Source organism: Mesorhizobium sp. M0571 (assembly GCF_040320985.1).
Lineage (GTDB): Bacteria > Pseudomonadota > Alphaproteobacteria > Rhizobiales > Rhizobiaceae > Mesorhizobium.
Map to the genome: position 1 here is coordinate 145001 of NZ_JAMYQT010000013.1, position 15626 is coordinate 160626.

12 protein-coding genes (1 of these 12 cut by a window edge) are annotated in these 15626 nt (G+C 63.7%); 2 read left to right on the plus strand and 10 right to left on the minus strand.

The window, feature by feature from the left end; genetic code table 11:
* A protein-coding gene (locus NKI85_RS17465; protein WP_352525051.1) for a M23 family metallopeptidase crosses the window boundary here: on the plus strand, nt 1–472 show its 3' end. It extends 1487 nt beyond the left edge of the window; only the last 472 of its 1959 coding nucleotides appear in the window; the start codon falls outside the window, past its left edge; it ends in the stop codon at nt 470–472.
* Nucleotides 473–486: 14 nt separating this feature from the next.
* Here NKI85_RS17465 and NKI85_RS17470 read toward each other — a convergent pair whose 3' ends face one another.
* The gene (locus tag NKI85_RS17470) at nt 487–2052 is read right to left on the minus strand and encodes an MFS transporter (RefSeq protein ID WP_352525049.1); all 1566 of its coding nucleotides are present in this window, start codon (nt 2050–2052) and stop codon (nt 487–489) included.
* 167 nt (nt 2053–2219) lie between these two features.
* On the opposite strand from NKI85_RS17470, the gene NKI85_RS17475 reads away from it, so the two are divergent.
* Entirely contained in the window at nt 2220–2852 is a 633-nt protein-coding gene (locus NKI85_RS17475) for a TMEM175 family protein (RefSeq protein WP_352525047.1), read from the plus strand.
* A gap of 20 nt (nt 2853–2872) precedes the next feature.
* Here the strand turns inward: NKI85_RS17475 and NKI85_RS17480 are convergent, their stop codons facing one another.
* The 9 genes from NKI85_RS17480 to NKI85_RS17520 all read right to left on the minus strand — a co-directional run bounded on the left by NKI85_RS17480 (nt 2873) and on the right by NKI85_RS17520 (nt 15613).
* Entirely contained in the window at nt 2873–4339 is a 1467-nt protein-coding gene (locus NKI85_RS17480) for a L,D-transpeptidase family protein (protein ID WP_352525045.1), read from the minus strand.
* A gap of 240 nt (nt 4340–4579) precedes the next feature.
* Entirely contained in the window at nt 4580–4945 is a 366-nt protein-coding gene (locus NKI85_RS17485) for an MmcQ/YjbR family DNA-binding protein (protein ID WP_352525043.1), read from the minus strand.
* Nucleotides 4946–5093: 148 nt separating this feature from the next.
* Complete coding sequence (gene clpB, locus NKI85_RS17490) at nt 5094–7700, minus strand: ATP-dependent chaperone ClpB (RefSeq protein WP_352525041.1); 2607 nt, start codon at nt 7698–7700, stop codon at nt 5094–5096.
* Nucleotides 7701–7937: 237 nt separating this feature from the next.
* Nucleotides 7938–8849, minus strand: a complete 912-nt coding sequence (locus NKI85_RS17495) for a DUF4167 domain-containing protein (RefSeq protein WP_352525039.1) — start codon at nt 8847–8849, stop codon at nt 7938–7940.
* A gap of 340 nt (nt 8850–9189) precedes the next feature.
* The gene (gene prmC, locus NKI85_RS17500) at nt 9190–10059 is read right to left on the minus strand and encodes a peptide chain release factor N(5)-glutamine methyltransferase (protein WP_352525038.1); all 870 of its coding nucleotides are present in this window, start codon (nt 10057–10059) and stop codon (nt 9190–9192) included.
* Nucleotides 10052–11131 carry a peptide chain release factor 1 gene (gene prfA / locus NKI85_RS17505; RefSeq protein WP_352525037.1) on the minus strand — a complete coding sequence of 360 codons (1080 nt, stop codon included), beginning with the start codon at nt 11129–11131 and terminating at the stop codon, nt 10052–10054. The genes prmC and prfA overlap by 8 nt, the downstream gene beginning before the upstream one ends.
* Nucleotides 11132–11140: 9 nt before the next feature.
* On the minus strand, nt 11141–13411 hold the full coding sequence (gene ptsP / locus NKI85_RS17510) for a phosphoenolpyruvate--protein phosphotransferase (protein ID WP_352525035.1): 2271 nt from the start codon (nt 13409–13411) through the stop codon (nt 11141–11143).
* Nucleotides 13412–13592: 181 nt separating this feature from the next.
* Nucleotides 13593–14846 carry an aspartate kinase gene (locus tag NKI85_RS17515; RefSeq protein ID WP_352525033.1) on the minus strand — a complete coding sequence of 418 codons (1254 nt, stop codon included), beginning with the start codon at nt 14844–14846 and terminating at the stop codon, nt 13593–13595.
* Nucleotides 14847–15043: 197 nt separating this feature from the next.
* Nucleotides 15044–15613 (minus strand): putative glycolipid-binding domain-containing protein, encoded by a 570-nt coding sequence (locus NKI85_RS17520; protein WP_352777102.1) that lies wholly within the window; start codon nt 15611–15613, stop codon nt 15044–15046.
* Nucleotides 15614–15626: the final 13 nt, after the last annotated feature.

Here is a 15626-nt window from a genome sequence, read left to right on the forward strand (position 1 = left end):
CGGTGCCAGGCGTCACCCTATTTTGGGGTATGTGAAAATGCATACCGGCACCGACTGGGCAGCTCCGGTGGGATCGCCGATCATTGCCGCAGGCAACGGCGTCGTCGAAAAGGCCGGCTGGGCCGGCGGCTATGGCAAGCAGATCATCCTGCGCCACGCCAATGGCTACGAGACGTCCTACAATCACCAGAGCGCCTTTGCCAAGGGCATCGAGCCGGGTGTCCGCGTTCGCCAGGGTCAGGTTATCGGTTATCTCGGCTCAACCGGCCTCTCCACCGGTCCGCATCTTCATTACGAACTGATCGTCAACGGCACCAAAGTTGATTCGATGCGCGTCCGCCTGCCGGTCGGCAAGACGCTGAAAGGCGACGATCTCGTCGCCTTCAAGCGCGAGCGCGAACGTATCGACGACCTGCTCAAGCAAGAAGACAGCAATCAACTGAAGGTCGCGAGCGCCAAAATCGAAGGCTGAGCCGATTTTCCGCTTCAGCCCTGCTGATTCGCCGTGTCGCGCGACCAAGGCAGCCGCTCACCGGAAACCGTCGTCCAGGCGGTCATTGCCGAAAGCAGGCAAAGCAGCGCGGTCACCGCGGCAACGGCCGCGAATGCCGCGTCGCTGGCGGCAAGCCTTGCCGCATCGAGGCCGGGCGCCAGGCCGGCGGGCGCCGGTTCGCCGAAACCCGGAATGCCGGAGCCGGCACCCGTGCCGCGCACGGCAGCATAGACCCAGGCCGCCAGCGATCCCATCGCCGCCACGGCGATCAAGCCGCCGATGCGCGAGACGGCGTTGTTGATGCCCGAGGCCGCACCCGTATCCTTGTCCTCGACCGCCGTCATGATGGCGGTCGACAGCGGCGACACCACCAGCGCCATGCCGAGCCCCATCAGCGCCATCAGCGGGAATACCCCCAACCAGAAATTGTGGATGCCCCAATAGGCCAGCAAGGCAAGCCCGGCAAAGGCAAGAGCCACCACCAGACTGCCGCTGGCGATCGGAAAGCGAGGCCCGATGCGGTCGGACCACTGGCCGACCGGACCGGACAGCAGCGCGATCAATGCCGACAGCGGCAGGAAGATGAAGCCGACCTCGGCCGTGCTCAGCCCCCATCCGGCGATCATCAGCATCGGCAGATAGAATAGATTGGCCGACAGCGCGAAATATAGGAAGAAGGTCGCCACATTGGCACCGGCGAAAGCGCCGATCCGAAACAGCGACAGGTCGATCATCGGCTCGCGCCGCCGGCGTTCGAAGACGATGAACACGACGAGCAAAACTGCGCCGGCGGCAATACTCGGGCCGGACATCAGCCCCTCCCCGTCGCCGCTCATCGAGGTCAGGCCGTAAGCGAGCGCTCCGAACGCCAATATGGCGAGTGCCGCGCCGCCGAGATCGAGGCTGCGCTTTTCCGCTGGCGCGTCGGCAGGGACCTTGGCCAGCAGAAGATAGATCGAGACAAGACCGAGCGGCAGGTTGATGGCGAAGATCGCTCGCCAGATGCCGTCGCCGAAGGCCGACAGCACGAAGCCGCCCAGCACCGGGCCGAGCGCTGTCGTCAGCGCCGATGCCGCCGCCCAGATGCCGATCGCCCGGCCGCGTTCCTTTTTCGGATAGGCTTTGGCGATAATGGCCAGGCTGCCCGGCACCATGACGGCCGCTCCAACACCCTGGATAGCCCGAAACGCAATAAGCACCGCCGGGTTAGGCGCCAACGCGCAGGCAAGCGAGGCGGCGACGAACAGGACGATGCCGGCGACGAAGGAATGGCGCAGGCCGAAGCGATCGCCAGCGGCGCCGCCGACGAGAATGAGGGCTGAAAGCGTCAATGCATAGGCATTGGAAATCCATTGCGCCTCGGCGAGGCTGGCGCCGAGATCGACGCGGATCGCCGGCGTCGCAATGGCCAGGACCGATCCGTCGATAAAGCCCAGCGCGGAAGCCAGGATCGCGGCGATCAGCACGAACCGCCGCTGCGCCTGCGGGCAGAACGTATCGGCCGGAAGTGAGCCGGTCAGGGGAACGGCGCCGATACCGACTTTGGTTGGCGTGTGCATGCCGCCTTACCTAGACCGCCGGCACGCCGCCGACAACCGGCCAGCAGGCTGTTCTCATTGAAACCAGGCCGAACCTGACCATACAGGCAGGATTACGCCAACCCGGATGCAAACGGCAGATGCCGTGCTAGATTTCCCGCAACGCTGCAACAAGGGGGAAATACCGCATGAAACGACCGCTCGAACCCTCGGCGGAAGGACGCGGGCGCGTCGTCGGCATCACCGATGGCGTGTTCGCCATTGCGCTCACCCTGATCGTTCTCGAGATCAGGGTGCCGGCGCATGAAACAGTGCATTCCGAAGGCGAACTGATTGCAGCGGTCGCAGCACTGGCGCCGCGCTTCCTGACCTATGCGCTCAGCTTCCTGACGCTGACCATCTTCTGGTTCGGCCAGCAGGCGCAGCACGGGCTGATCGCGAAGTCCGACCGGCGGCTTGCCACGCTGAACCTCTGTTTCCTCGGCTTCATCGCCTTGCTGCCGTTCTCGACCGACCTTCTCGCCGACTTCCTCGAATTCAGAACCGCGGTGCTCGTCTACTGGCTCAATCTTTTGATGCTGGGATTAACGCTGCTCGCCAGTTGGCGCTATGCGGACAAAAACGGCTTCCTGGCGGAAGGCGTCGACGCGGAGACCACCCGAACGGTCTATCTGCGCATCGTCAAAGCGCAGATCCTGTGGGCTGTCGGGGCCGCACTCTGTCTGGTCAGCCCGTTGCTCAGCGTCGGCTTCATCCTGGTGGTGCAGCTGATCTATGCGGCGGCGCTGCGCGCGCCACTGCTGCGAAAGATCATCGGCTGAATGGAGCGAAGACGTTCAGCTCAGTCGACGAACTCCACCGTGACGCCAGGCGACACGATCTTGGCCAGCTCGCGCGCGTCCCAATTGGTCAGCCGCACGCAGCCATGGCTTTCGGTCTTGCCGATCTTCGACGGATCCGGCGTGCCGTGAATGCCGTAGGTCGGCTTGTCCAGCGCAATCCAGACCGAGCCGACCGGGCCGTTCGGCCCCGGCGGGATGGTCAGGATCCTGTCGTTTTCGCCCTGCTTGAAATTGATGTTCGGGTTATACGTGTAGTTCGGGTCAAACGCGACACGTGATACCGCATGCGTGCCGGACGGCGACGGCGTGTCCGACGAGCCAATTGTCGCCGGATAGGCGGCGACCAGCTTGCCCGCTGCATCGTAGGCGCGGACCTGCTTATTGGCCTTGTCGGCAATGATGCGCGCCACCGGCGTCGCCACCAGCCTGCCGAAATTGGCGACCTTGATGATGGTGCCAGGGCGGTTGAAATTGGCGTCCGGGTTAAGCTTCTTCAGATAGTTTTCATCCATATGGAAGCGCTCGGCGATCGCCTCCGTGACGGAGACGTAGCCCATGCGGTCGAGCTGGGCCTTTTGGCTGTAGTCCTCCGGTATCGCAGCGACATAGGGGCCGGCCGCATCCTCGGGCGTGATCGTGTAGGAGGCGAATGCATCGCCACCGGATTGCGCCAGGGCGGCCTGGATTCCGACCGCGTCGGTGGATTTCAGATTGCTGCCGGTGATTTCATTGTAGGCGGCGAGTGCCTTGTCGACATTCGAGCCGAAGCGTCCGTCGATGACGCCGGGCGAAGAACCGGCACGGTCGAGCAGCACCTGCAGCTCCGCCACATCCTGGCGGGCGCCGAGCGAAAGCGACGGGTCGACTGCCGTCTTGCCGCCGGTGTTTGGCGGCAAGGCCGCCTGATCGTTCGGCACCGTCGGCTCGACCGGCTCGATCGAGGCCTCGTTGAGCGGCTGGCGCTCGATGGTGTGCGGTTTTACCGGCTGCAGTGCCTCCGGAGAATTGTTGCCATAGCTGCCGTCATCCCGCGGCGCTTCGGGGAAGGCTTCCACCGAATTGTCGCCATAGGGGTCGTACTCGTCAGCCGGCGGTATGATGACCCTGCCCTCGTCTTCCAACTGCCTGCGGCGGAACCGCGCCGTGTCCTCAGGGTCGTCGAGATAATAGGGGTCGTCCTCGACCGGTCCGAGGTTGCGCAAGCGCTCGCGGCGCAAGGCGCGGCGGTCGAGTCTGGTCTGCGGCGGCTGGATGGCGATGACCTTGCCGGTCTCCGCATCGACGATGACGCGGTTTCCCCTGGCGTCGTAATAGATGTCGAGATTGCTGTTCTGGGCGACAAGAATGCCGCCGTCATCGGCAGCACGAACCACCCGTGGCGCGGTATCTGCCATTGGCGAGGCCATCGCATTCGACGCCAGCAGCCCGGCAGCAAGCGCTGAAAGGGTGAAGATGGTGCGCAACATGATGGCCAAAATTCTCCGGTCCGTAATTGCCGCCGCCGGCATTGTCTCTTTAGAGCGCCGCGCGTCTTTTTGGACGCGCAAAGGACGTTCTAACGCTTTAAATCTCCGCATCGTGCTTTCCGAAAATCGCATTCGATTTTCGGGCCGACGCGTAGGCGAACCCCTCTTCGCCAGCAAATCAGTTGCCAACGATAATGTTCCAATATGAACCGGGCATGAAGATGGCGGATTTCTGACCGATCAACCGGCAGCGAACCCCAATTCCTTGCGCGCCTGTTTCGTCAGCTTAAGCACGACAAGACGGTGGCTTTCGCGCAGATAATCCTTCAGCGCGCCATCATCCATGCTTTCGCTGGTCTGGCGCTGGATCCATTTCATGCCGCGTGAGGCAAGATACGGCGCCGGCCGAAGGCCCGGCTGCTCCCTCAACACGTCATAGGCGATGTCGGAGCATTTGAAGGTGACGAACGGCTCTTTGCCTTCACTCCAGCCGCCGATCGCAAAGACCTTGCCGCCGACTTTCCAGACATGGGCGCCGCCCCACTGCACGACATGGCTCGTCGAAGGCAGCGAGGCGCAGAAGCCGTTATAGTCGTCCAGCGTCATCTGCGCCCCGCCAGTGATGTTAGACCATGATCCCGAACCGAAGCGTAGCAAAAAGTGGATGCCGGTTTTCGGAAAAGATCATGGTCAAAAAAGAAGATAGGAGCCCCATCCCGATTCCATCGGGATGGAACAGGCTCTCGGCTTAAAGTCAGGCAGCCGCTTCGGTTGCCACGACTGCCGGCTTCGAGCGGAAGTTCAAGCGGTCGGACCCAGCGGTGACCTTGACGGTCGAGCCGTCGAGGATCTCGCCGAGCAGGATCTTTTCCGCCAGCGGGTCCTGCAATTCCTTCTGCATCACCCGCTTCAGCGGCCGCGCGCCATAGGCAGGGTCATAGCCCTTGGCCGCCAGCCAATCGATCGCCTCCTGATCGAGCGAAAGCGCGATCTTGCGGTCGACAAGCAGGTTTTCCAGGCGCTTGAGCTGGATCTCGACGATACGATCCATATCCTGCCGGCGCAGCCGGTGGAACAGGATCACCTCGTCGATGCGGTTGAGGAATTCCGGCCGGAACGAAGCCCTGACGACATTCATCACCTCGTCGCGCACGACGTCGACATCCTGGTCCTCGCCGAGATTGACCAGATATTCGCCGCCGAGATTGGACGTCATGATGATCAGCGTGTTGCGGAAGTCGACCGTGCGGCCCTGCCCGTCGGTCAGCCGGCCGTCGTCCAGCACCTGCAGCAGCACGTTGAACACGTCCGGATGTGCCTTCTCGATCTCGTCGAACAGCACGACCTGATAGGGCCGGCGCCGTATCGCTTCGGTCAGCGCGCCGCCCTCCTCATAGCCGACATAGCCGGGAGGCGCGCCGATCAGCCGGGCGACCGAGTGCTTCTCCATGAACTCCGACATGTCGATGCGCACCATGGCGCTCTCGTCGTCGAACAGGAAGCTGGCCAGCGCCTTCGTCAGTTCGGTCTTGCCGACGCCCGTCGGCCCGAGGAACATGAACGAGCCGAGCGGCCGGTTCGGGTCCTGCAGGCCGGCGCGCGCACGGCGTACCGCTTTCGACACCGCCTGCACCGCCTCGCCCTGGCCGACCACGCGCTTGCCGACCTCGTCTTCCATGCGCAACAGCTTGTCGCGCTCGCCTTCCAGCATCTTGTCGACCGGGATGCCCGTCCAGCGCGAGACGATATGGGCGACGTGATCGGGGCCGACCACTTCTTCGACCATGCCGGCCTTGCCATCCCTGGCTTCGGCCTGCTTCAACTGCTTTTCGAGTTCCGGAATCTTGCCATAGGCAAGTTCGCCGGCGCGCTGGAATTCACCCTTGCGCTGAGCGATGGCAAGTTCGTTGCGCGCTTCGTCGAGCTGCTTCTTGAGGTCGGCGGCAAGCCCGAGCTTCTGCTTCTCGGCCTGCCATTTCGAGGTCAGCTCCGTCGATTCCTCCTCCAGGTTCGAGAGCTCCTTCTCGAGCCGGGCGAGCCGGTCCTTCGACGCATCGTCCTTCTCGACCTTCAGCGCCTCGCGCTCGATCTTGAGCTGCATGATGCGACGGTCGATCTCGTCCAGCGCCTCGGGCTTCGAATCGACCTGCATCCTGAGCCGCGACGCGGCCTCGTCGACGAGATCGATTGCCTTGTCCGGCAAGAAGCGGTCGGCGATGTAGCGGTTGGACAGCGTTGCGGCCGCGACCAGCGCCGAATCCGAGATGCGTACCTTGTGGTGCTGCTCGTATTTCTCCTTCAGGCCGCGCAGGATCGAGACGGTGTCTTCGACTGTCGGCTCATTGACGAAGACCGGCTGGAAGCGGCGGGCAAGGGCCGCATCCTTCTCGACATGCTTGCGGTATTCGTCGAGCGTGGTGGCGCCGACGCAGTGCAGTTCGCCGCGTGCCAGGGCCGGCTTCAGCAGGTTCGACGCATCCATGGCGCCATCCGCCTTGCCGGCGCCGACCAGCGTGTGCATCTCGTCGATGAACAGGATGATGCCGCCGGCGGCAGACGTGACTTCGGAAAGCACCGCCTTCAGCCGCTCCTCGAACTCGCCGCGATATTTGGCGCCGGCAATCAGCGACCCCATGTCGAGCGCCATCAGCTGCTTGTCCTTGAGCGATTCCGGCACGTCGCCATTGACGATGCGCAGCGCCAGCCCTTCGGCGATCGCCGTCTTGCCGACACCGGGTTCGCCGATCAGCACCGGGTTGTTCTTGGTGCGGCGCGACAGCACCTGGATGGTGCGGCGGATCTCGTCGTCACGGCCGATGACCGGATCGAGCTTGCCCGCGCGGGCGTCCGCCGTCAGGTCGCGCGCGTATTTCTTCAGCGCGTCATAGCCCTGCTCGGCGCTCGCAGAATCGGCGGTACGACCCTTGCGTACGTCGTTGATGACCTGATTCAGCGCCTGCGGCGTGACACCGGCCTTGGCCAGGATGCCGGCAGTCTTGGCCGATTTTTCCATGGCGAGCGCCTGCAAAAGCCGTTCGACGGTGACGAAGCTGTCACCGGCCTTCGTGGCCAGCTCCTCGGCGGTCGAGAACACCTTGGCCAGCGGCTGCGCGAGATAGAGCTGGCCATTGCCGCCCTCGACCTTGGGCATTGCCTCCAGTGCCGTTTCGACGCCGAGCTTGACGTCACGGCCATTGCCGCCGGCGCGCTCGATCAGCGACGCAGCCAGGCCCTCGTCGTCATCGACAAGGACCTTGAGGATATGCTCGGGGGTGAATTGCTGGTGATTGCGGGAAAGCGCCATGGTTTGCGCGGACTGGATAAAACCGCGCACGCGCTCGGAATATTTTTCAAGATTCATGCCTGTCTCCTTCCGTCACCGGCCCGCTTCGCGGCACCGGATCAGATTGCGGTGACGGACCCGCCCGTTCGAGCCGGATCCTGTACACGCAAGATATGGGACGCAAACCACGGACCCTCAAGACGCCTCGACACTGGCGAACGCATAATATCCCGAGCGCGCAAACAAAAACGGCGGAGATTTCTCTCCGCCGTCTAGGGTAAAGGATGCGCTAAGATCGCCTGAACGTTTCTTCGATCAATTCTCGACGTCGGCAATAATAGGTTGACCGCCAGCGCCTTCAGCCGGCGCCGCATCGGCATTGCCAGTCTCGGCACTGTCAGGGCCGGCGTTGTCGTTGCCGCCATTTGCCTGCTCGACATCGACGCGTGGGCGACGCGGACGCCTGGGGCGGCGTGCGGGGCTGTTTTCGGCAGCGGCTTCGTTGAGCTCGGCCTGGGCGGCGAGACCCGCCGGCGAAAAGTTTTCGAATTGCGGTGCGGGCTCGCTTACAAAGACCGGCTCAGCGGCAGGCACGGGCTCCGCCTGCGCCGGCGCCTCGTCGCGCCGTGGCTGTTCGACGCGCTGTCCACCCTGCTGCTCGCCGCGCGAGCCATACTCGCCGCGCTGGCCGTAACCGCCATTGGGGCGACGGTCGCGCTGGCGTCCGCCATTGTTGTCGCGGCCGTTATTGTCACGGTTATCGCGGCCTCGGTTGTCGCGGCTGTTTTCCTGGTTCAGAGCCAGCTCGGCCGGCGTGCCATCGATGACCGGCTGCGGGCCGGCACCTTGATTGACCGTCGAACCCGATGCCTCGTTGGCATTGTTGTTGCCGGCATTGTCAAACTCGTCGCGATCCTCGTCGCCGTCATCGTCGAAATCGTCGCGATTCTGCTGGGCGTTCTGGATCGGCATCTGCGCCTGAGCGGCTGCGATGATGCGGTTATAGTGCTCTGCATGCTGGAGATAGTTTTCTGCCATCACCCGGTCCCCGGAGCTTTGCGCGTCACGGGCAAGGGTCGCGTACTTCTCGGCAATCTGCTGAGCCGATCCGCGGATCTTCACGTCCGGGCCGTTGCTCTCGTAGTTGCGCGTCAGGGGATTCGGCCCCTTACGGTTGTTGTTATTGTTGTTGCCGCCGCCGCCGCCGTTATTGTTGCGACCGCGCATGCGCCTGTTTTGCTGTTGTGGCCTCATTAGACTCTCTTCACTTTGAAATTTTCGAAAAACTCTTCACGAACGGAGGCGCTCATGCGGCCAGCCGTTTCGTTCCTTCACCGGCGTTCGCCCGCATCGATTGCGTTGGCGCCACGTGCCATCCTGTTCCGGTTACTTCACTTGCCGGACGATTCCCGCACGAAGCTTGGGCGTCGTTTGCGCAAGAAGGCAGCTATTTCCAAGGAAAACCGAATCGCTAAGAGCACTGCCTGCTTCGTCTCATCCGGTTAAGGCGACCCTAGCCGCATTCCCCGGTATTGCCAAGCGCTTTTTTCGCACTGCATCACGGGTTTCACCGTTCGAACACAAGAACCCTGTCGTTTCCGCCGAGATCACGAAACACCCCGACCGAACAGTACCCAGCTGCGGAGAATATCTCCGTAACCTGTTGGTGCTGCGTATGGCCGATCTCGACCGCAATCCTGCCTTGGAGTTCCAAATACGCTGCCGCTCCTGCGGCGATCTTCCTGTAGGGGCTCAGACCGTCCACACCGCCATCAAGGGCCTGGCGTGGATCGAAACCGCGGACCTCGTCCTGCAGATTTCCAATGTCGTCTGAGGGTATATAGGGAGGGTTTGCGGCAATTACATGGTACCGGCCAGAAACTTTTTCAAACCAGTCGGATTTGAGCGCCGTGAACCGGCCGGCGAGCCCCACTTCCCTGGCATTGCGCGTGGCGGTGGCCAGCGCCTCTTGCGAAATGTCGACGCCGGTGGCGGTCGCGGCTGGAACGGCGCTGAGCAGCGCCAGCGCGATGGCACCGGTACCGGTCCCGAGATCGAGGATGCGGCAGCCGCCTTCGCGTGCCGCCATTGCCTTGACGAAGGGCAGCACCGCCTCGACCAGCGTTTCGGTATCCGGCCGCGGCTCCAGCGTTTCCGGCGAAAGCGACAGGCGCAAGCCGTAGAATTCGCGGTAGCCGAGGATGCGGTGCACCGGCTCGCCGGCGATGCGCCGTCGCAAGGCGGCATCGATCGCTGCCGTCACGCCCGCATCGACCGTTCGCTCGGGATCGGCGATGGCTTGCGTGCGGGTCGTGCCGGAAAAATGCTCGACGATCAGCCTGGCATCGAGCGCCGGATCCGCAACCCCGGATGCGGCAAGACGGTTTCGCGCCTCCCGCAACAGTGAGGCCAGCGTGCCGGGCAGGCTGTCAGCCATCGATACCGATATCGGCGAGCAGCTTCGACTGGTGATCGGCGATCAGCGCGTCGATGATCTCGTCGAGCTCGCCCATCAACACCCGGTCGAGCTTATAGAGCGTCAGGTTGATGCGATGGTCGGTGACGCGCCCTTGCGGAAAATTATAGGTGCGGATGCGTTCCGAGCGGTCGCCCGAGCCGACCTGCGACTTGCGCGATTCGGAGCGCTCCTCGTCCGCCTTGCCGCGCTCGAGGTCGTAGAGCCTGGCGCGCAGGATCTGCATGGCCTTCGCCCGGTTCTGGTGTTGCGACTTTTCCGCCTGCACCACCATTATGCCGGTCGGCAGATGGGTGATGCGCACGGCCGAATCGGTGGTGTTGACGTGCTGGCCGCCGGAACCCGAGGCGCGCATCGTGTCGATGCGAATGTCTTCGGCCCTGATGTCGATATCGACCTCTTCGGCTTCCGGCAGCACCGCGACCGTCGCCGCCGAGGTATGGATGCGCCCGCCCGCCTCAGTCGTCGGCACGCGCTGAACGCGGTGCACGCCGGATTCGAATTTCAGATGGGCAAAGACGCCCTTGCCCGAGACGGTGGCGATGATTTCCTTATAGCCGCCGACCTCGCCCTCGCTGGCCGACGCCGTCTCGAAACGCCAGCCATGCGCCGCGGCATAGCGTTCGTACATGCGAAACAGGTCGCCGGCGAAAAGCGCCGCCTCGTCGCCGCCGGTGCCAGCGCGGATTTCGAGGATGGCGTTCTTGTCGTCTGCGGCATCCTTGGGCAACAGCAGGATCTGGATGTCCTTCTGCAGCGCCTCGATTCGATCCTTGACCTCCGGCAGATCGGCCTCGGCCAAGGCCCGCATCTCGGCGTCGGTGCCCTTGTCGGCGAGCATCGCCTCCAGATCGGCCTGTTCGCGCTCGGCGGCGCGCAGCGACCTGATCCTTGCCGCCATCTCCTGGATGTCGGCATATTCGGAGGCCATCCGGACATAGGCGTCCGCCGCCGGCCCGGCCGACATCTGCGCCTCGAGCATGTCGAGACGCTTGACGACTTGATCCATACGGTCGCGGGGCAGGTTGATCATGGCCAAATGCTATAGCGGTATAGATCGGTCGTCGGCAAAGGCCTGCAGCAGGGCCCGCATCGGCAAGCCTTGCGCCGGCGCCATCAGATTGTCGTCGAAGAACGCTTCCAGCTCGCTGAGCGGCAGTTCCGTCAGCATCGCCTTGACCGGGCCGATCGATGCCGGCGACATTGAGATCGAGCGGTAGCCAAGGCCGATCAGCGCCATCGCCGAGATCGGCTTGCCGGCGAGTTCGCCGCACAAGGTCACCGGCGTATGGTTGCGAGCCCCGGCGTCGGCAATCTGCTTCAGGACGCGCAGGAACGGCGTCGACAGCGTGTCGAAGCGGTCGGACAGTTGGGTGTTGCCGCGATCCACCGCCATGACGAACTGGAACAGGTCGTTCGAGCCGACCGAGACGAAATCGACCGCCTTCATCAGCTCGTCGAGCTGGAACAGCAGAGACGGCACCTCCAGCATCGCCCCGACCTTGAGGCTGGTCGGCAGGTGATGGGCAAAGCGCGACAAATGCCGCACCTCGCGATCGATGATCTCGCGCGCCTGCGCGATCTCGCCGAGTTCCGTCACCATTGGCAGCATCAGCTTCAGTTCGCGCCCGCCGCACGCCTTGAGCAGCGCGCGGATCTGGGTGCGCAGCAGGCCAGGCCGGTCGAGCGTCAGGCGGATGGCCCGCCAGCCGAGCGCGGGGTTCTCTTCCTGGATCGAGCCCTTGAAATAGGGCAGCACCTTGTCGCCGCCGATATCGATGGTGCGGAACGTCACCGGCTTGTCGCGCGCCGCCTCGAGCACGTCACGGTACAAGCGTTCCTGGGCTTCGGCGCGCGGAAAGGTCGAAGCGACCATGAATTGCAGCTCGGTGCGGAACAGGCCTATGCCGGCCGCACCCGCTTCGGCCAGTTGCGGCAGATCGACCGCCAGCCCGGCATTCATCAGAAGATCGACCTGGACGCCGTCCTTGGTCACCGACGGCTTCTTGCGCAGCTCGCGGTAGACCTCCTGACGCCGCGCCCGGAAACGAACCTTTTCGGCATAGGCGGCTTCGAGGTCGGGCTGCGGGCGCAGATGGATCGCGCCTTCCACGCCATCGACGATGATGGCATCGCCGTTTTCCGCCATGGAAACGGCGCCCTTCATCTGGCCGGCGACGGGTATGCCCATGGCCCGCGCCACGATGACGACGTGGCTGGTCGCCGCGCCGTCTTCCAGCACCAGTCCGCGCAGCTTGTCTCTGGGATAGTCGAGCAGCTCGGCAGCCCCCATCGAGCGGGCGACGATGATGGCGTCCTTGGGCAGCGAGGCCGCGACGTCCTCCGGACCGCGCCCCATCAGCTGCCGCAACAGCCGGTTGGCAAGATCGTCGAAATCGCTCATCCGCTCGCGCAGATACGGATCGGTCATGTGCAGCATGCGGGCACGCATGTCGCTCTGCACCTTTTCGACCGCCGCTTCGGCCGTCAGGCCGTTGCGGATCGCCTCCTCCAGCCGGCGCACCCAGCCGCGGTCGTTGGCGAACATGCGATAGGCTTCGAGCACCTGGCGATGCTCGCCCTCGAAGGCGACATCGCGGCGCTCCAGCATGTCGTCGATGGAGAGCCTGAGCGAGCCGAGGGACGTGTCGAGCCGCCTGACCTCCTCCTCGCTGTCCTCGTTGAACAGGTTGGTGACGACGATGCGCGGCTCGTGCAGCACCACATGGCCAAGGCCAACGCCTTCGTTGAAGGACAGGCCGGTAAAGCTCACCGGACGGCGCAGATCGAGCTCGAGGCCGGGCCGGGTCAGCCGCGCCAGATCGCCCGTGGCGATCATCTCGGCGATCACCATTGCCGTCGTTTCCAGGGCCTCGACCTCGTCGTCGCGATAATGGCGCATGGTCTTGTTCTGCACGACCAGAACGCCGAGCGTCCGCCCTGCCCTCAGCACCGGCACGCCGAGGAAGGAATTGTAGATTTCTTCCCCGGTCTCCGGCAGGTAGGCGAAGGCAGGATGTTCCTGTGCATTGGAGAGGTTGAGCGGCCGCGCCGAGGCCGCGATCGTGCCGACCAGGCCTTGCCCCAGCCTGAGCTGCGCCAGGTGGACGGCGGTCGGGTTCAGGCCTTCAGTGGCGTACAGCTCGAGCACCGAATCAGAGCGCAGCACATAGAGCGAGCACACCTCGGCAACCATGTTGGAGGCGATGTCGCGCACGATGCGGTCAAGCCGCTCCTGCGGCTCCAGCGGCTCTTGCATGAGCTCGCGGAGCCGTTTCAGCAAAACGCGCGGGCCACTGGCCGTATCACGCATCGCGGCTTCTTCTCCAATGGCATGTCAGCCGGCGCAGTTTCTCCTGCGGCCGGCGCTCACGCAACAACTCAATTAGAGCGCTGTGCGTCCAATTGGACGCACAAAGGACGCTCTAAGACTTTCGATCTGCTGCATCGTGCTTTCCGAAAATCGACTCCGATTTCGGGGCCGATGCAGTCTGCTACTGCTTATCCAGACCGTAGACGGAATGCAAAGTGCGAACTGCAAGTTCCGTATAGGGACCGTCGATCAGGATCGAAATCTTGATTTCGGACGTTGTGATGGCACGGATGTTGATCGACCTGTCGGCCAGCGCCTTGAAGGCGGTGGCGGCGACGCCGGCATGGCTGCGCATGCCGATGCCGATGACCGAAACCTTCGACATGCCGGCTTCCGATTGCACCACGTCATAGCCGATCGTCGCCTTCAGCCGCTCCAGCACGGCAAGCGCCTTGTCGACGTCGCCGGATGGCACGGTGAAGGTCATGTCGGTGAACTTGCCGTCCTCGGAGATGTTCTGGACGATCATGTCGACATTGATGTTGGCCTCGGCCAGCGGCCCGAAAATGCCGGCGGCGACGCCCGGCCGATCGCCGACGCGGCGCAACGAAATCTGCGCCTCGTCCTTGGCGTAGGCAATTCCGGTGACGACCTGCTGTTCCACGATCTCTTCCTCGTCGCAAATAAGCGTTCCCGGCGGATTAAGCAAATCCCCCATTCCTGGTGCGTCGGGATCGTCGAAGGACGACCGCACGAAAGTACGCACCCTGTGCACCATGGCAAGCTCGACCGAGCGCACCTGCAGGACCTTGGCGCCGAGCGAGGCCATTTCGAGCATTTCCTCAAACGAAATCTTGGCCAGCCGCCGCGCCTTCGGCTCGATGCGCGGATCGGTCGTATAGACCCCGTCGACGTCGGTGTAGATGTCGCAACGATCGGCCTTGACCGCCGCCGCGATGGCGACTGCGCTGGTATCGGAGCCGCCACGACCGAGCGTCGCGATCCGATTGTCCGGCCCGATGCCCTGGAACCCGGCAACCACCGCCACCTGGCCTTCGCCGAAGCGCTTGATCAAGAACGCGCCGTCGATGTCGAGAATGCGCGCCGCGCCATGCGCGTTGTCGGTCTTGATCGGGATCTGCCAGCCCTGCCAGGAACGGGCATGCACGCCGATATTCTGCAGCGCGATCGCCAGCAAGCCGGCGGTGACCTGCTCGCCGGCGGCGACGACGGCGTCATATTCGCGCGCATCGTGCATGGGCGAGGCCTCGCGCGTCCATTGCACGAGTTCGTTGGTCTTGCCGGCCATTGCCGAGACCACGACGGCGACCTCATGGCCGGCGTCGACCTCGCGTTTGACATGACGCGCCACATTGCGGATGCGGGCGATGTCGGCGACGGACGTTCCGCCGAATTTCATCACGATGCGCGCCATGGAAGCGAAATGCCTTTGAATGAATGCCGGACCGAAGGCCGAAAAGCGGAAAATGCGTCCGACCGGGGCCGGACGCTCAATGCGCGGCCTCCTTAGCCAAATGATCGCGGTTTCGCAAGGCGTGCTGCCGCTGCCGCCTGGGCGACACACGAGCGCAGCATCGCGCCTGCGCTACTTCTTGGCAAATGCTGCTCGCTTCAGCCCAGCTGTGCTGTGCCTCTCCACAGGCGCGGATAGTCGACGACGAAGCCAACCGGCGAGACCTCCAGCATCTCATTGTAGCCGAACAGCGGGGCGGCATAGGCGTAGTGTGCCGCATCGACGCGCTGATAGGTCTGTTCCAGGCGAACGAGCCTGAGTTCGGGAAATGTCAGATAGGCTGTCGGGGCGGGCGTCGCCGTGCCGACATCGAGGGCAAAACGGCGGAGCGCCAAAAGGTTCGTAGCGGGCGTGAAGCCGAGATCGACATCGATGAGACCGTCGACTTCCACTTGGCGTTTGCCGTTCAGCGTCCATTGGCCGCCGGCAAGCAGTTCGATCTGGCAATGCAGCTCTTGCGTGCCGAGAAAGCCGTCGGCGCGCGCCGATCGTGTATGCCAGCCGGCATCGCAGTCCACCTCGTAGGCGATGCTGCACGGTTTGCCGTCCTGGACGAAAAGCGCATGTCCCCTGAGGTTCCGCCCCGAGCCCGATTCCGACAGCAGGCAAGCGTCGTGGCCTTCGAGATCGAGCCGGCACCAAAGAATGGAAGCTACCGTTTGCATCATTGTCCACTCCTTC